The sequence below is a fragment of the Ruegeria sp. F5 genome, assembly GCF_056533845.1.
In genome coordinates this window covers 429,405-450,655 of the sequence record NZ_JBQFOU010000001.1, presented here as the reverse complement: position 1 = coordinate 450,655, position 21,251 = coordinate 429,405, and the positions used below count along the sequence as shown (strand labels likewise).

Below are 21,251 nucleotides of genomic sequence, written 5' to 3'. Positions count from 1 at the left end.
CATGACAACATCCGTCGCAGACAGACGCTCCAAAGGTTTGATCTGGTTCACCACAAGCTTTGTGGTCTTGTGGATATTCATTGCCGCCGGCCCGTTCATCTGGACACTTTGGGGGTCGTTCAAAGTTCAGCCTGACTTCTTTTCCAAGACAGACTGGACCAACGCGATCTATGGCGTGATGACCAAGGCCGAAACCGGCAGCGCCTTTACCAGTGCGGGTTACCAGGGGGCCTGGGTCGAACAGGAGTTCTGGCGCAACAGCATCAACACCGCGATAGTCGTGTTCTTCACCGTGGTAATTTCGCTGACACTTGGAACGCTCGGTGGCTATGCGTTGGCCCGGTCCGGCTATCGCTATGCATTCTGGCTGCTGATGCTGGCGCTTGTCTTCCGGGCAATGCCGCACATGACTTTGGTTTCGGGCTATCTGCTGCCATTTTTTGAGTGGAACATCTGGGGCAGGCTCAGTACCACCATCATCGTTCTGGTGGCGATCAACCAGCCGTTTACCCTGTGGATGCTGCATTCGTTCTTTCTGAACATCCCCAAGGACATGGATGAAAGCGCCATGGTCGACGGCTGTACCCGGTTTCAGGCGTTTCGCCATGTCATCATCCCGGTGATGTGGCCGGGGGTGATCACCACGGGGCTGTTCAGCTTCCTTCTGGCCTATAATGATTTCGCTATCGGTGCGGTTTTGCTGAGTTCGGAAAACCAGACGATGGTCCCAAAAATCAACAGCTTCCTTGGCACAGTGCGCGAAACCGGAGACGTGATGTTCGCTGTTGCAGCGGCGGTCAGTGCGTTGGTTCCACTGTTCTTCCTGATCCTGTTCTTCCAGCGCCAGATCGTCAGCGGCCTGACCGCTGGTGCCGTAAAGGGCTGATCTCAGCCAATCGGAATCCGGCCTTACGGGCCGGATTCTTTTCTGCCTTCCCGAATGACACTATCCAGCGTGCGCCCCATGTCCGATCTTCAATCCGCCAAATCGCTTGTTCGCGATTACTACTCAGCCATCGACGCAAATCCGGTGGAAGCCCTCAAGAAATATTGCGCGCCAGACGCGCTGTGGCGGGGATACCATCCGTTCAACGAAATTCACGATCCGGTTGAAGTCGCGAACCGGTTCTGGGTGCCGCTGAAAACCTCGGTGACGCGCATGCAGCGACGGCTCGACCTGTTCATGGCGGGCGAAAACGGGCTGGACGATGGCGGTACCTGGGTGGCTTCGATGGGGCATCTGATGGGCCTGTTCGATCACCCCTGGCTGGACATTCCCCCGACGAACAAGATTGTCATGCTGCGCTACGCCGAGTTCATGCGCGTGGAGGGTGACAAGATCACCGACACAGCGATGTTCTTCGATATTCCCCATCTGATGATGCAGGCGGGGCTTAACCCGTTCCCGCCGCAAACCGGCGCGCAGCTGGTTCAGCCGGGGCCGATGACCCATGATGGCGTGATGTTCGACCCGCAGGACCCGACCGAAGGGCAAAAGACCCTGGACGCTATCGAATTCATGATCAACGACATCCGCGACTGGAAGGGCCGCGAAGAGCAGGGGCTGATGACCGAACTGCCGCGCAGCTGGAACGACGACATGATCTGGTGGGGTCCAACGGGGATCGGTGCGACCTATACCATCGAGCGATACGCCAAACAGCATGCCGGACCGTTCCGCGAGGGGTTTGGTGACCGCATCTTCAACGGACACATCGCACGGATTGCCGAGGGCAGTTTCGGCGGCTTTTTCGGCTGGCCCAACCTGACCCTCACACCCACAGGCGGTTTCATGGGCATGCCGGCCACCGGCAAACCGGCCGACATGCGCGTGATCGACATGTATCGCCGTTCGGGTGACAAGCTGACCGAGAACTGGATTTTCATCGACCTGCTGCATTTCTGGAAACAACAGGGTTTGGACGTTCTGGCGCGCCTGCCCCATATGCGGGGATAGGCGCAAAAACGCACCCCAAATGGGGTGCGGCTTGCCCTCTGGTGGAATCGTCAGTCGCCCAGAATCTGCATCAGAATGCCGAACTCGTTGAACACGGTCCATTCCTTCAGGACTTTGTTGGCCTTGATCTGCCACTGGGTGATGCCCCAGACATGCGCCTCTTTCCCGGTGGGCTCGCCATAGGCGCCATTGCCGCGATGCGCGCCAACGCCACCCCAGCGAACCGAGACCAGATAGCCGTCTTCGGCATTGCCCATCCAATAGATATCATCGACCGAGATCCGGATATTCGGGAACATCGCGATCATCGACATGATATGGGACCGTAATTGCCCGACACCGCGATAGACCCGGCTGGTCGAGCCCTCAAAGACGACATCCGGTGCGTAAACCCGGTCCATGGCGCTAAAGTCGCGGCGGTTCCAGATGCTTTCGAACGCCGCATGCACGAATTCGCGCACGTTCCCGTCGACCACATCGGGGATTGAGGGCCGCTTGGGAAAACCCTGACCGTCCATGCGATTGGGATCGCTTGCCGCATAGTTCGGCGCAAACGGCCCATGGGCGCGTTGCGAGGCGATGCGTCGTGCGGTTTCGCCGACATCCAGCCCCATCTGCTGGATCAGCGCGGCGGTGTCATAGGCGACATGCTCGTCGTAAATCTCGTTGTCGCGGGCAACGCAATTGGCGATGCACAGCAGGCGCAGGGGGCGGTTTGTCGGGGGGGCGAACCGCGAATACCCGGTATTGGTGCCCAGGATCATCGTCCGGTGCGAGGTGTGAAAGCTGACATCGTCGTTGCCGGCCCAGATCACTTCATCCGCGACCAGCCGAACATCCGGGATCGCATTGTTGGTGTGAACGGTATCCGCAACGATCTTGTCGCGACCATATTGCAAGCCGATATCGTCCCACACCCGGCAATCATGGCTGTAGGTGTCATAGATATATCCGATATCCTTCTCCTCCCAGATCTGGTGGGTGATCCGGACGATGTAATCGACGATGTTCCTGAAACGCGGCTCGAACCCGCGCATGGACTGGGTGACCGCGTGATCGGGCTCTTTGTCCAGGAACTCGCGCGTGCCGCCGCGGCGGTAGTTTTCAAGCGAAACCGAAAAGTCCGAGGGCATATGTTCGTCCCCCAGCGGGCGGAACCGGATATGCGTGTTCTTGGACTGCGTGCCCACAGGGTTTGCCACGGGCTTTACGGGAACCTCTGTTTCTTTTGCCATTGTGAACCTCGAATCGGTAGATCGAATACGTATGCTAAATTATCAGAATATTGAGTTATTTTATACAGGTATAGAGTGCGCCAGTAACCAATGTAATTTTGATTTTTTGGATTTAGGGGATTAGTATGCATGCGTTTTCAATGATGGAACTGCGAAATGCCAGTGAAGTGCAGAGCGCCGAACAACTGGTTCGGGATTTCCATGCTGAGCTTGATGCGGCAACAGAACCTCCGCGCGGACCACCATGGCACTCTGGTTATCCCGGACATCAAGGGACGAACCGGGCGATATTGCCCAGTGCCGGTTCGGCTGGTATTCTATTGGAGCACCATCGGAGAATTGCCATGACTGTTCAAAAGCAATCCGTCAGTTTCACCGAAGCGGCCTATGCCTTTGCCAAGGAACTGGTCGAGGCGGGTGAATACCCCAATGTCAGCGCGGCGGTATCCGGTGAGTTGACCAAGGCGAAGACGGCACGCGAGCGGGAGAATTCGCTGCTGGAGGCAGAGCTTGAGCGCCGCCTGTCGCTGCCGACCGGGAAATGGGAGCCGGTCGGGGATGTTTCCGACATCTCGGCCGGGGCACGGGCCTATCTGACCTCGCTCAATTCAGGAACCTGATGCGTCTGGTTCGCCACCCGTTTGTCGAACGGGATCTGATCGGGATCGCTGATCATATTGTCGATGTGACCGACGGCGATATCGCTGCCGCACAACGCCGACTGGACGAGGTGGATGCGCTGGTGCGATCGATCCTGGCGAACCCGCAGTCGGGGATGCGGCTGCAGGGGCGGCTTTCGGGGTGGCTGGTCCGTGATGGCGGTGTGGGCAATCGCCTGACCATCGTGTTCCGCCCCGAACCCGAGACGGACACGCTCTATATCGCCCTGATCGCATTCGGCGGGCGCAACTGGACCGATATTGCCGCGAAGCGACGGACCGTTCCTGTTTCAGGTTAGGACGCCATCGTCCGGTTGCCATCTGCAAAGCGGACTTGTCGTGATATCCAGTCAAACACCTTTCGGGGCCCCTGGCCCAGATTGGTCTGCCCCCAGGACATCACATACCCGGCGTCGCTGACTACGACGTCCTCGGTCACTTGAACCAGCGCCCCGGATTGAATCAGGCCATCGACCAGCCCCAGCCAGCCAAGGGCCACGCCGTCTCCGGCGATCGCAGATTGCGTGACCATGTCGTAATTGTTGAAACTGACATAGTTCTTTTTGCGCTCGCCGCTGATGCTCAGCTTCTCGAACCAGCCCTGCCAGGTCTGCCATTCTGCCGAGGGCGGCTTAGACAGGCTCAGAAGCTGGACGTTCAATAAATCGGCAGAAGATTGGATTGGCCCCGTTGTGGCTAATAGCTGAGGGCTGGCGACGGCGGCCACTTTTTCCTCGATCAGCAGGACATCGCCGGGCTTCATCCGGTCATAATGGGCGACATGGATTTGAATGTCGCAATCGTCGGCCCCTGCAACGGGCGGGGTCGGGGATGCGAGTATCTGGATCTCGATCTCATCCCCGATCTCTTCGCGCAGGACCGACAGGCGCGGCAGCAGCCAGAAGGTGGAAAACGCGAAGTCCGCCGATATGCGCACCCTCGGTTTTGACTTTCTATTCAACAAGGAACCGACGGCGAGGCCCATCTGGACCATGGCTGGCCGGACCTCGTTCAACAGCCGCACTCCTTCGATTGTCAGCGACACGCCCCGGTGTTCGCGGGTGAACAGCGTGACCCCAAGTTCGGTTTCCAGCGCCTTGATCCGCTGCGAGATCGAGGACTGCGTAAGCCCGAGCGCCTCAGCCGCGCTGGTGAAATTCTCGTGGCGCGCGACCTCGTCAAAGGCGTGCAGTGCGACCAGGTTCCGGCTTAGGCTGCGATTAATTTTGCTAATGTCATCCATAAAAATTCAACTACTGCAAATTTAATCGAATCTGTATCAAAACTTAGGCAAACGGGTACAATAAGCCCGCAAGGCCAGATTTTGGGGAGATATGAATGACGAGTCTGAGCAATTCGCAGCAGGTCCATCCTGCGGTTCACATGCATGTGGAAGAAGTTGAGAGCGGTAAGTTAAGCCGCCGGGAGTTTCTGACCCGTGCAACGGCGCTGGGTGTTTCGGCATCCGCTGCCTATTCGATGATCGGTCTGGCGCAGCCTGCGCGGGCCGCCGGAAATATCCAGCCGGGCGGGACGATCCGCATCCAGCAGGTCGTGCGCGCGCAGCTTGACCCGCCGCTTTACAACTGGCCACAGCTTGGCAACGTGGTGCGCGGTTTTCTGGAATACCTGGTCCAGTACAACGCGGACGGAACGTTCGAGCCGCGCTTGCTGGAAAGCTGGGAGGTCAATGACGACGCCACCCAATACACGCTGCGCATTCGTCCCGGTGTGAACTGGAACGACGGGCGCGGCACGCTGACGGCGCAGGACGTTGCCTATAATTTCGGGCGCTGGTGCGATGGCACCTGGGAAGGCAACTCGATGGCTGCGCGCATGGGTTCGCTGCAGAATGAGGCCGGGGATGGCCCGGCAGAAGGTTCTTTGGAAGTTGTCGACGATCTGACGCTGAGGCTGAACCTGACGCGGCCCGATATCACGATCATTCCGGCGGTCACCGAATATCCGGCTGCGATTGTGCCGGATGGCTGGTCGGGCGATCCGGCCAATGATCCTGTTGGCACCGGCCCTTATAAGCTGGTCGAATATGCGGTCGGCGAAAAGGTCGTGCTGGAAAAGAACACCGATCACGAATGGTGGGGCGAAGGCGCCTATCTGGACCGGATCGAGTTCATCGACTACGGCACCGACGGCGCGGCCCACCTGGCGGCGGCAGAGGCGGAAGAGATCGACATGACCTATGAAACGGTCGGCGAATTTGTCGAAATTTTCGAAGGTATTGGCTGGAACCAGAGCGAATCCGTCTCGGCCAATACGCTGGTGCTGCGCACCAACCGTGATGCCGAGGTGGATGGCGTTGCGCCTTATGCCGACGCAAAGGTCCGCCGGGCGCTGGCGATGGCCTGCGACAACAATGTGTTGCTGGAATTGGGCTATGCCAACCGCGGCACGATTGCGGAAAACCACCACGTTTGCCCGATCCACCCGGAATACGCCGATATCGGCGCGCCGGAACTGGATCCTGAAGGCGCGCGCGCGCTATTGGAAGAGGCGGGCATGCTGGATTTCGAGCATGAGATCATCTCGATCGACGACGACTGGCGCCGGAACACGACTGACGCTTTGGCGGCGCAGCTTCGCGACGCAGGGATCAAGGTGCGCCGGACCGTACTGCCGGGCAACACGTTCTGGAATGACTGGAACAAATACCCGTTCAGCTCGACCGACTGGGGGCACCGCCCGCTGGGCGTTCAGGTGCTGACGCTGGCCTACAAGAAAGGCGTGGCCTGGAACGAAACTGGTCTGGCCAGCGATGAGTTCGATGCGATGCTGGATGCGGCCTCGGCCATCGCCGATGCGGATACGCGGCGCGGGCATATGGAGAAGATCGAGACCTTCCTGCGCGAAGACGGCACGGTCATCCAGCCCTATTGGCGGTCGCTGTACCGGCACTCGCGCCCGGGGATCGTTGGCGCGGACAGCCATCCGATCAACGAGATCCATGTGCACAAGCTGGGTCTGGAAGGCTAAGCACCCGATTGAAATCGAAGACGGCGCGCCCCCGGGGCGCGCCGTTTTTGCGTTGTTCCTGGGGGGTCGGTCAGCCCCGGATATTCTGCATGTCCTCTTTGCTGAGAACGATTGGAAACTCCGCGCGCACCTGAGCATCGGCAGCGCCGAAATGGTTCGGGAAATGGCTGCCCAGAATGGCATTTGCCCTTTCATGCGCCCGTTCCAGCAGATCGAGCTTGCCCTCATTTTCCCACGTGTCGGTACGGGCGCGGTCCATCAGCTGGGGATAGACGAATTCGGAATTCATAAAGCCCAGCGTGTGCGGGTTGCCCAGAAAATGGCCGGGGTCGATGGCGCAGTTGTGGATGACATCCACCGCCAGCGTCTCATCCGTGACCTCGATGCCGCGCAAGGACCGCAGGATCATCCCGCCGGCCTCATTGTCGATGACCATGCTTTCGAAGCTGCAGCCCATCAGGCTGCCCAGCATGCCGCCAAACTCGCATACCCGGTTGGCCCCGGCGTGGGCGGCCAGCGAGAAGGTCAGAGCCTTTTCCAGCCCGTATTGCGCATCGGGCAGCTTGGCGTCGGTCATTCCAGCGCCGACTGAGGTCGGCAGGCCGTAGAACTGCCCCATCTGCACGGCAGCGGCCCCGATCAGGGCTTGTTCGCCACTGCCGCCCGTGAAGGACCCGCTGCGCAGATCGGTGATGAAGGGCCATGCGGAAAAGCTGACCGGGCAGCCCGGTTTGATCAGGTTGGCGATGGCGATGCAGGCCAGCGTTTCCGCCACCGCCTGCACCAGCGTTCCGGCCAGCGTTGCAGGCGCGGTTGCGCCCGCCTGCGGCGGCACGGCCAGATCGACGGTCAGGCCCAGCTTTGCGGTGTCGACCAGGATCTCCATATTCTCGCGCCCGATGCGCAGGGGCGAGACAATGGGACAGCCGCCAAACACGACCGACGGCTTTTTCAGAAACGACCCTTCGCCACCCGAAGCCAGATCGAACATGCGGATGGCAGGCGGGATATGCCTGCGGTCGCGAAACGCCATGCAGGCCGGTTTCTGGCTGGCCGACAGCATGGCGTAGACCATGTTCATGTCATGGGTGAAATCGTCGGGCACATCGGTGGCCAAAACGGTTGCGCCCAGCATGTGGATATTGTCCAGCCGGTCCACCAGCCGGGTGAAATCGTAGATGTCACGCAGCTCCGAGGGGCGGTAGGACTTTGTTTTGGCGTCAAAAGTCGTGACCGCCGTGCCCGAATTGGCGAAATAGACGCTTTGCGCGGTGCAGTGCATATCGTCCTTGCCCGCGCGGTCGCCCCGCGCGTGGACATAGTATTCACGCGCGGCACCGGCCAGCAGGTCCTCGGTTAGCGCGCGGGGAAAGCACAGGCGGTTGTGCGCGTTCAGCACCGCGCCCCTCGGCAAAACCAGATCCAGCAGTTCGGGGAAGTGATCGGCAAGGCCGGTCTGGTCCAGCACGGTCAGGGCGGCGTTGTGGATGGCCTCCATATCCGTTTGCGACAGCGGGCGATAGCGGCCACCGGCGATGCCGCCATGCACGGCCTCGTTGCCGGTCGTGGCCTGCTGCAGCGCAATGCGCGCCGCGCGGCCGCCACCGCGGCGACGGGATGTGTTTACGATGGCGTCGGTCATGTCGTCTCCTCCCGCAGATCGGTGATTTGCCGGCGGAACCAGTCCTGCTCCGCTTCCTGTTTCGGGCGCTCGAAATCGCGCGCGGCGCGGTGCCCGTCGAAGACCGCATCGGCGATCAGGCCGGGTGAGGCGGCGTCGCCGATCAACCCCAGCGTTTTTAACCCTTTGCCCTGCAACGCGTCATAGAGCGACGTGTTGCGCTGCCGTTCCGTGACCAGAACGACCGAGGCGCAATCGATCTGACTGTGCCGCCCGGAATAGGTGCAGGCCATGGTCGCATGATCCGGCGCGACGCTATGCAGCACCTGATTGCAGCGGATCTCCACGCCCAGTTCGATCAGCCGCGCCTGAATGCGGTGCTGTTCCAGCGTGTAGGCGGAAAAGGCCGATACCGTGCTGTCCGGGGTCACGAAGGTTACATCACAGCCCATTTGCGCCAGCTTTTCGGCAATCACTCCAGCCAGATAGATGTGGTCGTCATCATAGACCAGCACCGAGCCTTCGGGCTCGGACCCGGCCATGATCTCGTCAGGTGTGTAGATAAAGGCGGCCGGGTCGATCAAGGGCGGGGTACGGCGGGTGTTGCGTCCGATCCCGTCCGCCTGCCAGCGTGCGCCCGTGGCCAGAAACACGTGGTCGATGCCCAGTTCCAGCACCTGATCGGCGTCCAGCGTACTGTCGGTGAACATCTGCACATTGGCGCGCTGGCGCAGGTCGTTCAGACGGTAATCCGCGACCCGGCCCCAGGCGGTCAGCCCCGGCAGGTGGCTTTCGCGCAGGACCCGCCCGCCAAAATCCATTTCGCCTTCAGTTAAGGTCACGTCATACCCGCGCCGGGCCAGTTGCATGGCACACTCCAGACCGGCGGGGCCGCTGCCGACGACCAGTGTTTGCTGTGCCTGCCCACGAGACGCAATGCGCTCGGGGTGCCAGCCGCGCCGCCATTCTTCGCCAATCGTGGGGTTCTGGGTACAGCGGATCGGAATGCCCAGCCCGTCGGAGGCGGCGCAGATGTTGCAGCCGATGCATTCGCGGATTTCGTCAATCCGCCCCTCTTCGATCTTGCGCGGGATGAACGGGTCGGCGATCGAAGGGCGCGCGGCCCCGATCAGATCGACCACCCCCTTGCGCAACATCGACAGCATCAGATCGGGCGAGGTCAGACGCCCGACGCCCACCACCGGCTTGTTCGTAACCTGTTTGACATAGGCCAGATAGTCGTTCTGATACCCGTCCTGCGGCTGAAACCGCGTGGTGGCCGAATCGTTCGACCAGTCCGAGACATTCACGTCCCAGATATCCGGCAGGTCGGCCAGCAATTCGACCACGGCGCGGCCTTCCTCGGCGGCCTGCATGCCGTCGGGGCCGAGCATTTCGTCAATTCCAAAGCGAAAAGCCACGGCGCAGGTGTCGCCCACGGCCTCGCGGGTGTCTTCCAGCAACTCGCGGGTCAGGCGCACGCGGTTTTCCAGTGAACCGCCATATTCATCCATGCGGGTGTTCAGATGCGGCAGCAGGAAATGCTGGGCCAGAGTCATCCCGTGGCCCGCATAGACATAGATGATGTCGAACCCGGCCTCTTTCGCGCGCAGCGCGGCGTCGCGATGCCATTGCCGCAGGGCGCGGATATCTGCCTTGTCCATCGCGCGGCCCTGTTTCGGCTGTGCCGCAGTGGTCGCCATCTCGGACGGGGCCAGCACCGGGGCGCGGGACAAAAGGTTGGTCGCGTGACTGCCGTTGTGGACCAGTTGCACTGCTGCCAGCGCGCCGTGTTCATGCACTGCATTGGTCATCAAGCACAGGGCCGGGATGTCGCGGGCATCCCACAGACGACCCTCGGCAAAGGGGGCCAGGTCCGAGGTCGGGTGAATCTCGGTTTCCTGCGTGGACACCACGCCCCAGCCGCCTTCGGCCTTCATGCCGCGCAGGGCGGCTTCGGCGCGGGGGCGGACATGGCCAAGGCCGGTGCAATGAGGGACCTGATAGAAACGGTTCTTCGCAGTGACGGGACCAAGGTGGATGGGCTGGAACAGCGGTGCATAAACCTGTGCGTCGGACATGGCGCGGCCCTTCCTTAAGTTGATCCGTTGCGGTTCCTTTGAGTTTGGTCTTGTCGGCGAATTGACTGTCAGGCGGGTTTGGGATGGGGTCGCCATCGGACAGTCCAATGACATCTATCCGCCCGACATGAAGCCCACCCCGGCGGAAAGATTAAGAAAACGGCCCCAAGCCTTAATGTTTCATTCAGGGTGCGACGGGGTGTCTTCGTATTGGGACCGCCGCAGATCGTTGATCATCGCCTTAGCCAGCGACACGCACATCAGCAGCAACACCAGGCTGAAGGGCAGGGCGCCGATGATCATCGAGTTGGTCAGCGCCTCGAGCCCGCCGCCGCCCGCGATCAAAAGCGTCCCGATCACCAGTGTCAGCAGGCCGCCCCACAGGATGCGATGCGTGACGCTGGTATCTTCGGTGCCGCCGGACATGATCGTGTTCATCACCAGAATGCCCGAGTCCGCCGAGGTGACAAGGAATGTCATGGTCAGAACCACGCACATGAAGCTGATGATGGTCAGCAGATGGCCCGAGATCATCTGTTCCAGCGTCACAAACAGCGTCGCTGTGGTCGAGGCCGCAAGGATCGCCCCGTTGGCATCTCCGTTCAGTTCAAGGTCGATGGCCGAGCCGCCCAGAATGGTCATCCATGCGAAACAGACCAGCGACGGGGCGACCACCGCGCCGAAAATGAACTCGCGCACCGTGCGCCCGCGCGAGATGCGGGCCAGGAACAGGCCGACAAACGGGGAAAACGCGATCCACCACGCCCAATAGAAGGTGGTCCAGCCCGATTGCCAGTCGAACAACCGCCCCGGCGTTCCGGCATCGTAGGCGGCGGTTTTCGTGGCGTCTGACAGCGCGGCAGCTTCCCCGCTCAGGGCGGCAAGGAAACTGTCCCTGGTGCCCCAGGCATCGGTTGCGCCGGGGAACAGCTCGGCCACGAAAGGGGCGGCTTCGGGGGGCAGGGCCGATGCGAATTCGGCCTGTGTCATCGGGGTATGGGCCTGCAGGCTGAGCGGGATGAAGTTAATGATGTAATCCAGCAGGGCCTGCCCATAGGTCGTCATGGCAAAGGCAAAGGAGCCGAACAGGATAAACACGGTCAGCAGGATCAGCGACAGCACCAGATTGAGGTTCGACAGGTATTTGACCCCACGCCCGACGCCTGAAACGGCGGACAGGGTCGACATCAGCATCACCAGCGCCAGGGCCGAAATCAGGCCAGCGGTGGATGGTTTCATCGCGCTGTCTGCAGCCTCCATCAGCCAGTGCCCGCCGGTGATCAGAAAGGCCCCGTCGACAAGCTGCGATACCCCGTAGCCGATGGTCACGGCGACGCCCAGTATCGTTGCCACAACGCCCAGAATATCGATCACATGCCCCGCAATGCCGTTGGAATATTTGCCCAGCAAGGGCGTCAGGGCGGACCGGATCGTCAGCGGCATGCCGCGGGTGTAAGCGTAGTAAGCCAGGCTGAGCCCCGTCACCACGTAGATGGCCCAGGCGTGAAACCCGGTGTGCAGAAAGGTATAGCGGTAAGCGCCCTGGATTGCGTCCTCGCTTTTTGAGGCAACCTCGCCCGAGACGGTCAGGGGATTGGTCTCCCACAATCCCAGCGGCTCGGCGGTGGCGTAAACCATCAGACCGACGCCCAGCCCTGCGCCGAACATCATGGAAAACCATGAGAAATTGGAAAACTCGGGCCGTTCATCCTCGGCCCCCAGCCGCATCCGCCCGGTGGCGGGAATGACGGCGACGAGGAACAGAAAAAACGCAAACACCACGACGGAGATGTCGTAAAAGACGTTGAACTCGGCCAGCAGGCCGGATTTCCAGGACCGCAGCGTGTCGTTGGCCGAAAGCGGCCAGACCAGCGCCCACAGAACCAGAAGTGAGACCGTGATTTTACTGACCAGAGCGATCGGCAGGCTGTAGCCTTTGTAAAACCCGGTCGACTGCCTTTCGATTTTCAGGTCTGTAAATGGCTCTTCCAGCGACATATTTCTTCCGGCCCAGCTCGGTTCCTGCGTCTTTTGCCCCAACGCCGAGCATCCGGGAAACGCCGCGCAACTGCAACCGTTTTCAGCGTGGCTTGCGTTCACTTGGCCACCGTTCCGGCTTGTCAGACGGACCGGTTCCGGGGTTTGCTAGAGCCAGGCGCAAACAGAAAAGACGGCGGGTCATGAAACTGGAATTCCACCATATCAACTATGTGTCTGATGACGTCGAGCGGCTGCATGACTTCTATACGAATGTTCTGGGGCTGCGGGATATTCCGATTGAGAATTTTCCGAGGCCCGAGGCGACAGACGCAACCGGCTACAGCGGCAAAATCCGTTTTGCCACTGACGGGGCGATGCAGATGCATCTGGCCGAGAAGAACCTGGATGTGGCCTTTAAACACGGTGAGGCCATCAACCCGGTAGAACGCGGCCATATCGCTTTTCGGACCGACGACATCGAGGCCTTCAAGACGCTGCTGGACGACAAGGGCGTGCGCTATTCGGACTACGGAACCGCCTTTGCGAAAGAGTGGCACCAGATCTTCTTTCACGACCCCGAAGGAAATATCATTGAAGTTCATCAGGCCGTCTGACCCTGCAGCCGGTTCGCCAAAATAAAGGGAGAGACATGAAACAGGCCGTGCTGGTCGTGGACGTTCAGCCCAGTTTCGACCCGCCGCACTGGCTGGTGGAACGCTGTCAGGCGCTGGCCTCGGGCATGCCGTCGGTTGCGACCGTCCACCGGTACGATGAGCAGAAGGTGCCGTTTTATCGCCAGATCGGATGGACACCGCGCTCGGTCGATGACGGGCTGGTCGGGACGGATCAAGTTTTCTTCAAATTCGGGTACAGGCCACCCGAGGATGTGATCTCGGTTCTTCAAAGCTGGGGCGTGGATCGCGTTCTTGTCTGCGGCATTCAGGCCGAGTGTTGCGTGCTGGCTGCGGGCTTTGCTCTGTTCGATGCCGGGTTGCAGCCGACCATCGTGGCGGATGCGGTTGTCGGGTCCTCGCTGGATCGCAGTGGCAAGCTGGGTGTGGACCTGTGGCGGCATCACTTCGGGCAGGTGGTTGAGAAACACTCTGACCTGTTCTGACGGCGGTATGACCTTTGGGTTCGGACGACCGTTTTGCATTCGGTTCGTGGCAGCAACCGTTTGAGTGCTTTTTTTGACGATATCATTCGTTGGACGATACGCCGCTGACCCGATGGAGAGCACGGTTTTCCGGCGCAATCACCGAAGCTGCGCATGGCCGAAAAAGACAATGAGATCGTTCCAGAGGCGCACTTTCCTGGCCCAAATTTATGATGAAGTTTCAATGCGAAAGGCTAAATTTTCGCGGTCCAGAAAAATTTTATAACAAAAATGTATGTTAAAGTGGTAATAAAGTTAACAGCTGAATAAGTGGCTTTTGAAAAATTATTGACGAGTGGTTAAGGTTAAATGTCGACCAAAATTCAGATATTTCTTTACTCTGTTGTCACGATGAGTTTGCTGGCCTGTGCCCCTCCGGGATATGAAAAAGCCGCTTTCACATCCGTTAACTGGCCATCCTCCGACCAGCCAATGTCAATCGAGCAACGTGCCGAAATCGAAGGACGGCTGCGCGCTCTGGACTATTTGAATGAGCCCGCCGACGGGTTGATCACCTCGAGCACGCGCGCTGCCATACGTGCATTCCAAAGCGATATCGGAGCCCCGGCAAACGGCTATGTAAGCGCCCAGTTGCTGGACGCGCTCAGAACCAACACCGCGTTTTTGTCGAACGAACAGCTGAATCTCAGCGTACAGACCCCTGCGCCGGCACCCACGTCACGATCCGTTGCTCCTGCGGTAGCGGCCTCTTCAGCGGCTTCCGGCACCACAACGGATGATCGTGGTGGTGAAGGCGGTGCCAGTGGTGGCGGTTCGGGCGGCGGCGCAGGAGGCGGGGGTGGCGGCGCTTGGAACTGATCGCTGCAATCAGAGATAAATCTGCGCATTCAACATGCGTATCTGTCTTGTCTAGTTTGGCGGATAGCGTTGCTTTGAGCGAAAGCGACGAAAGACTTCGAACCCTTATGAGAGGGCGCGTCGCTGAGTTAACGACGGACAGCCAAGCCGGTCCGACCGCTCCTGACATATTTGTATTTCAATTTAACCGCCATTTGCCAGACACCGCCGAAGAGCGGGTGCTGACGTTGGCCAAAACACACTGGGAAACAAGAATATTTGCCGCCGATCTTTGTTGATCGGGCGGGGCGTAGGGGGACAGAGTGATGAATATTGTGCGGAAGTTACGCGCTGTCGCGATTGCTTTTTTGTTTACGATTCCAACTTTTTCGCATGCATTTGGCACATACGAAGCTGTGCACAATAGCGTGTATTCAACAAGTGTGTCGTGCATTTTTTGTCATGAACAATCATCACCTAGTTCAGGACAACCCCCGGTAAACGCACAGATTTATGGCGTAGATGTACGTAACAGAATACGTGCGGTGGGATCGTCTGATATGAACGCAGTCATCAGGTACCTAAACGATATTTATGCGCCTAGTCTCTCTATGGTTGACGATCAAAGCGTGCCTGCTAGCGGGCCCTATAATTTGCAAGTGAACCCTTCAGATTCTAGTTCTTCTAGCGGTGTTGCCAGCAGTGTGACCATCCCCTTGGTTTTTGATGGTGGAAAATCAAATAGCGGTCGTGCTTCGGCCCCCCGCACCAAAGAAACTTTGACTGGCCTTACGATCTCAAGTGCGAGTGGGTTGGCAGCGTCCGCTGCGCGAAATGGTAACTCGGCTGACTTGTCTATAAGCTTGTCGAGTGGATTTATTCGCGATCGGAGCGCAAACCGATCTAAGTCCTACCTGATACAGTTCGTGCCCGTAAACGGCAGTGGTTTCAAACCCGTGACGTCAGAAATGTTAAACCGCAACAAGGTGAACGTTCGTTTCCAAAACGTCCCACCTATAGGCCAAGCCGACACACTCAACGCAGGCAGCCCAAACGTGGATTCGACTTCCAACCAGTGGGTGCTAAACGTTCTAGTAAATGACGATGATCCAGATTCTAAAATACCGACGGGGAACACCGTTTCTCCGCCGCCCAAACTCGGTTGCGTTGGATTTGCCAGCGGTTCTGCGGCTCTTGGTACAATTCAAGCGAACGGTGCCGGAAACCGCATACTTTACACGTTGCCTTCGCCACTTCCCGCAGGCCCTACGGCCGTCACTTTTGAATACTGCCCGATTGACGGAGAAAACCTTCAAGGTGGAACGATCACCTCGTCAATCTTGGTGCCGGGGCTCAGCAGCGCCGATGCGCCGACGGCTGTAGATGATAGATTTCCTGGCACGGGCACGGCAGGTCCGATTGAAGACACTCCATTCTCGGCCTCAGTGGCCTTAAACGATTCTGTCCCACCGGGCGGCGGAACCCCGATGTTCAGCGTTCTGACATCGGACACGCAGAATAAGGGTTCAGTCACGATGGCCCCCGACGGTCGGTTCACTTATACATCCGCTCTCAACTACAATGGTGATGACAGTTTCGTCTACCAAGTGACAAACAGCGCGGGGACAGCCCAAGGTATGGTCAATTTGACCGTCACACCTGTCAATGATCGACCAACTGCAAATGTCGTTGCGCCGATTCAGGTCAATGACACAGTTGATCGCCTGGATATCGACTTCTTGGACTCTAGGTATGTGCTTGATGTCGATGGTGATCCACTCACCGTTACTGCGTCTTCATTGGCACCCATTGTAGAAAACTTCCGAGTGCCGAGCGAGATCATATACGATCCAAAAACAATAGCCGTTATCAGCAACAACGTTCTGACCATAAAGCCGTCAGAACTAAAAGAAATGGATATTGGTGACTTTGCCGAGATAACGGTCAACTACTCGGTTAGCGATGGTGTGTTAACCGAGGCGCAATCCCTAACTATCCGAATAAACGGCGTCGATAACTCTATCGGGCGAACACCCGGGTTGTATGCCAACAGTATCAGCCAGCGGTACAACAACCATTTCAAACCAGCTTCGCAACAAACTGGAGGCGCTTGTCTGACATGCCACTTGCCCGGTCGAGTAGGTGTCGATGTCGTATTCAAAAAAGACTGTGCACCGACAAATCCGGTGTTTAACGCCTACGGTTTGGCGCTTTGTCTTGACCGCACGGTCCAGCAAGGTGCGCTCACAAATCTTCCACAGCGTATGGCAAATGCAGAGGATGTTTTTGCGCCCGAACTGAACACCCCAGCAGAAGCTTTGCAGATCAGTGAATCGGCGGGTGTCGGTGATCCTGTTGGTGCGCCTCTGACTGTTAAAGATGCGGGTAAGACCGTTGGAGGTAAAGACACTCAAATCGTAACCTACCTGTTTAGCCGCGGCAAAAACTCACCGCCCACCCAGATCGATACAAGCGGGAACTTCCAAATTTCCTCGAGCGGGCAGATCTCAGTCGCCCAAGGCGCCGCATTGACGCCGGGGCGATATGATGTCGCCGTCCTACCGGTCAACGATGCAGGCCAACTGAACGGCAGCGGGAGTATTTTGCGGGGCTTGCCGGGTTTCTTCCCGGCTGAGAACCCTCCCGTCATCACGATTTTTGTGGGTGCAGCGCCCGTCGAACCGCAACCGGACGTAACGTCCACCATCGCCAATCTATCGATCTCGATAGACGTTTTGGCAAATGACAAAGGCGGATCGGCTAAGTCGCTGGCAATACCCACTGCCGCAACAAATGGCACAGTGACGGTTAACGGAGATTTGACTCTGACATACACGCCGAACCCTGGGTTCGTAGGGACGGATACGTTCACCTACACGGCAACAAACTCTGCCGCGACGACAAATCCCACGTTGGTGACAGTCACTGTTCTGCCTGAAGGCAGCGTCGCGGCGAGAGACGACAGTGCCGTATCGCTATCAGGTATTTCTCTGACCATATCCGTTTTGAAGAATGACCTGGGCGCAGTGACGTCCGGTAATGGGCTAACATCCATCACTCTGCTTTCGGCACCAGATGCGTCCACTGTCGGAACGATATCGGTTGTTGGTCAAACGCTCGTCTTCACTGCGCTGGATAGCTTTGTTGGAACCACAACGGCCGTTTACCGCGCTCAGAATCCCTCGGGTGACCCATCCTCGGCAACAGTGACGATTGAAGTCCTCAATGCTGGCAGCTTCACCATTTCTTCCGCTGTACGCGATCCGGAACTGCGTCGCGTTGCGCGGAGTTTCGAGCAAAGCTGTGTGGGTGCGACGAACAAGGAATTCCTGGATACCTGTGTCAACCTGACCGCTGCGGCGCTGAACGGAGAGGATCTTGAAAACGCCATGCGTGCGCTTCGAAATGAAGAGCATTTTGCGACTGTTGACGTCGCTCAGACAATGGCGCGGGATCTGGGGCGCGGGATCACCAACCGCATTCGTAACCTAAGAAACGGCGGTGTCCGCGGGTTCGACATCAGCGGCGTCAACGTTTCGATGTCAGGTGAGAACATACCCACGCAGCTTTTCAGTGATATCATTCGCGGCACGCTCGGGCTGTCGCGGGATGACAAATTGGGACATTCACCGTGGGGTTTCTTCGTATCCGGTGACTTCTCGTTCAGTGAAAGGGACGGCACATCCAATTCGGATAGCTTTGACAGTCGGGCGGCCAACATTCTGGTCGGGCTGGACTACAGACCAAGCGAGTCCAGAGCCATCGGTGCGGCGATCGGGTATACAGACGCGGACACCGATTTCTCTGATGGTGGCGGTCTGGACAGCAAGGCATTTCAGGCGTCCGTTTACGGCTACGCTGACAGTTGGATCGCGCCGGGTATCGATTTTGATGGCTATGTGACGGTCGGCACCGTGTCCTACGAAAGTGACCGGCGCATCCGGTTCCAGGCCAATGGCGTTTCGGTTGATGAAAGTGCGCAGGCCGATTTCGACGGCACTTATATCAATATCGTGCCGACGTTTTCCTATGTTCAAAGCCTCGGCAAATATGGCGATGCGCTCGAAGAGGTCACATCGGGCGCCGAACTGAGGTGGAGGATCGGGCTTGATTACCTGCGTCTGAAAACCGACGCCTACACCGAAACCGGTGGCGGAGGTCTGGCTTTGAACACGGAATCCGAGACCTACGATTCACTGCAACTTGTTTTGGGCGTGACAGCGAGCAGACCGATTTACCTGTCTCAGCAGGTTCGGGCTGAGGTCAGAGGAGGGCTGACCGCACGTGGAGAGCTTCTGGACGACACCCGATATGTCACGTCCAGTTTTACCAATGCCGGAGTGGGCGCACCCGGTTTCACTATATCCGAGGATGGCACGAACGGGATCGGCGGAACGGTCGATCTGGGGCTGTCCGTGGATTTGTATCTTGGGCAACTGGACTTTGACTATGCCTACGATTTTGCCAGCGACGGGTTCAGTTCGCACGCGCTGTCAATCGGGTATCAGAAAAGCTTCAGTGACCGAAGCGACGTGAGCCTTGGGGTGCAACAGAACTTTACGGATTCGTTCGATCTGCAAGGCCAGTACAACTTGAGGTTCTAGCGATTTGGTGGCTTTGCTGGACACTCCGCTTGAACCGGGCGAACGGGGTGTCTGGCTGGTGACTGCACCCGTTGGTGCTGTGTTAAGTCAATCGCATCCGGTCCACTGCTCTCCTAGAACCGGTAGGTGGCCCCGATAACCGGGCCTGACTGATCGAATTTGAAGTCGTTGCCGTCTATTTCGTGATCGAATGAGATATAGCGATAGCCGCCCCGGATCAGCCACCGCTCGTTGATCGCGTAGTCCGCGGTCAGCAACACCTGCCAGGTTTCGCTGTCACCGCTGAAGCCGCCGTAATCCACGAAGCCGGTGCCGGACCATCTGTCAGACAAAACGACCCGCGCCCTAAGGCCGATCACCGGATCGGTCCAGCTTTCATCCACGGAAACCGACCGGCCGGGTGCTGTCCCGGGCAGAACGTCAAAATCCGTCTCGGTTCTGAACCAGCGGAACCCGGCGGCCACGTCCACATTGGTTGTCGGCGTCTGATACACCCGGTAGCCGAGATACCCGCTGAAGAATTGGGTGGTCAGGGACGTTCTGATCCCGGAACTCGCCGGGCCGGGCGTGTCGTTGCTGAACGAAAGGTCCGTGTAATTGTAATCGGCCAACAGGGACCAGCGCCCGTTGGAGGCCGAAAACGCGCCCATGAAGGCCAGATCAAGGTTCTCCAGTGCGTCGGAGAAGCTGAGCGTGCCGTCCAACGTGCCCATCGGGGTGGCCAGCGAGACATCAGTTTCCGGCGTGAACAGGTAGATAGTCGCCTCGTAAGACCAATCGGACTGCTGGGCCAGGGCCGTGCTGGCGGCCATTGAGAGAAGCGCCGCTGCGATGCTTCCTTTTGTTGTCCAAGCCATTCTGTCCCTCCCGCTCGTTATCTGGTCGTCTCTGTCTTGGCCGCAAACGCAAATTGTCTTTGAAGTTTATCCTTCACGCTGCGGCCTCCGTGGCACCGGCGCTGATGCGGTTGATGTCGGTGTTGGGAAAAAACTCGGCCCAGACATGCCAGAACACGCCCGCGCGCAGGGTTTCGACGCGCTGAAGCTGCCCCTGATCCGAGTGCCCCCAGAAATCGCAGCGGGTGACTGGCTGGCCGCTGTCATTGTACCAGACGCCAAGGCTTTCATATTTTGGGTCCAGGCTGACAACCACATCGCGCCCGCCGACATTGGCATTCACGACCCAGTCGTTTTCGACAATGAAATCATCCGTCCAGCAGGCGGCATCTTGGCCGATGGTGATGCCCCAGACATAGGTTTTGTTCGGCAGGCGATCATCGGACCGGTCCATATTGTCCATCACCGGGGCGTCTTCCTGATGCTGGCGGCCGATGCCCCAGCCAAATGTGATCTCGGTTATCATGTCCAGCAGGCGCAGCAGGGGGTTTGACGAGGGTTTGTTCAGAAACACCTCGCCATCGGGATAGGCCTTGCGGAACCCCCGGAAGGTCATCCGAAAAGTGGGCCAGGGTGTCATCTGCGCTTCGGGGCGCAGCGGGCAGGCGGGGCCGTCGGTATCGGGCGCGCGGTCCGCCTCGCGGAAGCCATAGATGTGCTGGATCGGCTCGCCGGTTTCGTTGTCGCGCAGGATCAGGTTGTTGCCGTGCTGGGCCAGAACTTCCAGGTTCAGGCGCTTGCCTTCGATCCTTGGGGAATAGCCCTGGCCCAGATTGGCCATCGCGCAATAGGTCATGACAACGTCTTCGCCGCCCAAGCCATCCGCATCCCCGGCCAGATGCGGGCGCATGATCTGGGCATCCGGGTGGGCGCGGGCATGGCCGTTGTTTTCCATCACGATGACCGGCGCGGTGGGGCCGACATATTTCTGCGCTTCGTCTAACGGGAAAAACTGCGCGTCATTAAGCTGGTTCCGAAGGCCCAGATGCACCCAGACGTAAGGGAACCCGTACAGAAATAGAACCAGAATGGCCGCCGTCAGCCACAGCCAGAACGGCCCGCCGCCCAACAGAAAATGCGCCAGCGTGGCCACTGCAAAAGCGCCAAGGCCAACCCCGATCAGGCGGTATTCGTTGCGGATGAACCGCACCATATTCTCGCGCTTCACCTTCAGCAGCATTTGCGAGACATCGCCCAGATCGCGGAAATAGACGAACCCGATGCCCAGCGAAACGATCAGTCCCAGTGCGAAGAATATGCTTCCAACCATGCT

General features: G+C 58.7%; 17 protein-coding genes. 10 read left to right on the top strand and 7 right to left on the bottom strand.

From position 1 onward, the window contains the following. Position 1: 1 nt before the first annotated feature. The gene (locus tag ACR0K1_RS01925) at positions 2 to 886 is read left to right on the top strand and encodes a carbohydrate ABC transporter permease (protein ID WP_480611393.1); all 885 of its coding nucleotides are present in this window, start codon (positions 2 to 4) and stop codon (positions 884 to 886) included. Positions 887 to 964: 78 nt separating this feature from the next. Next, entirely contained in the window at positions 965 to 1,957 is a 993-nt protein-coding gene (locus ACR0K1_RS01920) for a nuclear transport factor 2 family protein (protein ID WP_480848459.1), read from the top strand. A gap of 50 nt (positions 1,958 to 2,007) precedes the next feature. Here ACR0K1_RS01920 and ACR0K1_RS01915 read toward each other — a convergent pair whose 3' ends face one another. After that, positions 2,008 to 3,192, bottom strand: a complete 1,185-nt coding sequence (locus ACR0K1_RS01915; RefSeq protein ID WP_480848457.1) for a nuclear transport factor 2 family protein — start codon at positions 3,190 to 3,192, stop codon at positions 2,008 to 2,010. A gap of 344 nt (positions 3,193 to 3,536) precedes the next feature. Here ACR0K1_RS01915 and ACR0K1_RS01910 point away from each other — a divergent pair, with 344 nt between their 5' ends. Further along, on the top strand, positions 3,537 to 3,812 hold the full coding sequence (locus ACR0K1_RS01910; protein WP_480611399.1) for a hypothetical protein: 276 nt from the start codon (positions 3,537 to 3,539) through the stop codon (positions 3,810 to 3,812). Further along, positions 3,812 to 4,150 carry a type II toxin-antitoxin system RelE/ParE family toxin gene (locus tag ACR0K1_RS01905; protein WP_480611401.1) on the top strand — a complete coding sequence of 113 codons (339 nt, stop codon included), beginning with the start codon at positions 3,812 to 3,814 and terminating at the stop codon, positions 4,148 to 4,150. Before ACR0K1_RS01910 ends, ACR0K1_RS01905 begins: the two co-directional genes overlap by 1 nt. Here ACR0K1_RS01905 and ACR0K1_RS01900 read toward each other — a convergent pair. Next, the gene (locus tag ACR0K1_RS01900) at positions 4,147 to 5,094 is read right to left on the bottom strand and encodes a LysR family transcriptional regulator (RefSeq protein WP_480611403.1); all 948 of its coding nucleotides are present in this window, start codon (positions 5,092 to 5,094) and stop codon (positions 4,147 to 4,149) included. The two genes, ACR0K1_RS01905 and ACR0K1_RS01900, sit on opposite strands and share 4 nt — an antisense overlap. A 95-nt stretch (positions 5,095 to 5,189) precedes the next feature. Between ACR0K1_RS01900 and ACR0K1_RS01895 the strand changes: the two genes are divergently transcribed. Next, positions 5,190 to 6,842: an ABC transporter substrate-binding protein gene (locus ACR0K1_RS01895; protein ID WP_480611405.1), complete on the top strand. Its 1,653-nt coding sequence runs from the start codon at positions 5,190 to 5,192 to the stop codon at positions 6,840 to 6,842. Between the two features lie 70 nt (positions 6,843 to 6,912). Here the strand turns inward: ACR0K1_RS01895 and ACR0K1_RS01890 are convergent, their stop codons facing one another. The 3 genes from ACR0K1_RS01890 to ACR0K1_RS01880 form a co-directional block, all read right to left on the bottom strand. Continuing rightward, entirely contained in the window at positions 6,913 to 8,484 is a 1,572-nt protein-coding gene (locus ACR0K1_RS01890; RefSeq protein ID WP_480848453.1) for a trimethylamine methyltransferase family protein, read from the bottom strand. Next, positions 8,481 to 10,544: an oxidoreductase gene (locus ACR0K1_RS01885; protein ID WP_480848451.1), complete on the bottom strand. Its 2,064-nt coding sequence runs from the start codon at positions 10,542 to 10,544 to the stop codon at positions 8,481 to 8,483. The genes ACR0K1_RS01890 and ACR0K1_RS01885 overlap by 4 nt, the downstream gene beginning before the upstream one ends. A gap of 180 nt (positions 10,545 to 10,724) precedes the next feature. Then, positions 10,725 to 12,542 (bottom strand): BCCT family transporter, encoded by a 1,818-nt coding sequence (locus ACR0K1_RS01880; protein WP_480848449.1) that lies wholly within the window; start codon positions 12,540 to 12,542, stop codon positions 10,725 to 10,727. 182 nt (positions 12,543 to 12,724) lie between these two features. On the opposite strand from ACR0K1_RS01880, the gene ACR0K1_RS01875 reads away from it, so the two are divergent. The 5 genes from ACR0K1_RS01875 to ACR0K1_RS01855 all read left to right on the top strand — a co-directional run bounded on the left by ACR0K1_RS01875 (position 12,725) and on the right by ACR0K1_RS01855 (position 19,082). After that, entirely contained in the window at positions 12,725 to 13,138 is a 414-nt protein-coding gene (locus ACR0K1_RS01875) for a VOC family protein (protein WP_480848447.1), read from the top strand. Between the two features lie 35 nt (positions 13,139 to 13,173). Continuing rightward, entirely contained in the window at positions 13,174 to 13,641 is a 468-nt protein-coding gene (locus ACR0K1_RS01870) for a cysteine hydrolase family protein (protein ID WP_480848445.1), read from the top strand. A gap of 348 nt (positions 13,642 to 13,989) precedes the next feature. Next, positions 13,990 to 14,499, top strand: a complete 510-nt coding sequence (locus ACR0K1_RS01865; protein ID WP_480848443.1) for a peptidoglycan-binding domain-containing protein — start codon at positions 13,990 to 13,992, stop codon at positions 14,497 to 14,499. Continuing rightward, on the top strand, positions 14,490 to 14,777 hold the full coding sequence (locus ACR0K1_RS01860; RefSeq protein ID WP_480848441.1) for a hypothetical protein: 288 nt from the start codon (positions 14,490 to 14,492) through the stop codon (positions 14,775 to 14,777). Before ACR0K1_RS01865 ends, ACR0K1_RS01860 begins: the two co-directional genes overlap by 10 nt. A 27-nt stretch (positions 14,778 to 14,804) precedes the next feature. Then, a complete protein-coding gene (locus ACR0K1_RS01855) occupies positions 14,805 to 19,082 on the top strand; it encodes an Ig-like domain-containing protein (protein WP_480848439.1) in 4,278 nt (1,425 codons plus the stop codon). A 113-nt stretch (positions 19,083 to 19,195) separates the two neighbouring features. Here ACR0K1_RS01855 and ACR0K1_RS01850 read toward each other — a convergent pair whose 3' ends face one another. Both ACR0K1_RS01850 and ACR0K1_RS01845 read right to left on the bottom strand, forming a co-directional pair. After that, a complete protein-coding gene (locus ACR0K1_RS01850; protein WP_480848437.1) occupies positions 19,196 to 19,939 on the bottom strand; it encodes an outer membrane protein in 744 nt (247 codons plus the stop codon). A 73-nt stretch (positions 19,940 to 20,012) separates the two neighbouring features. After that, positions 20,013 to 21,248 (bottom strand): DUF3179 domain-containing (seleno)protein, encoded by a 1,236-nt coding sequence (locus ACR0K1_RS01845; RefSeq protein ID WP_480611422.1) that lies wholly within the window; start codon positions 21,246 to 21,248, stop codon positions 20,013 to 20,015. Between the last annotated feature and the right edge of the window lie 3 nt (positions 21,249 to 21,251).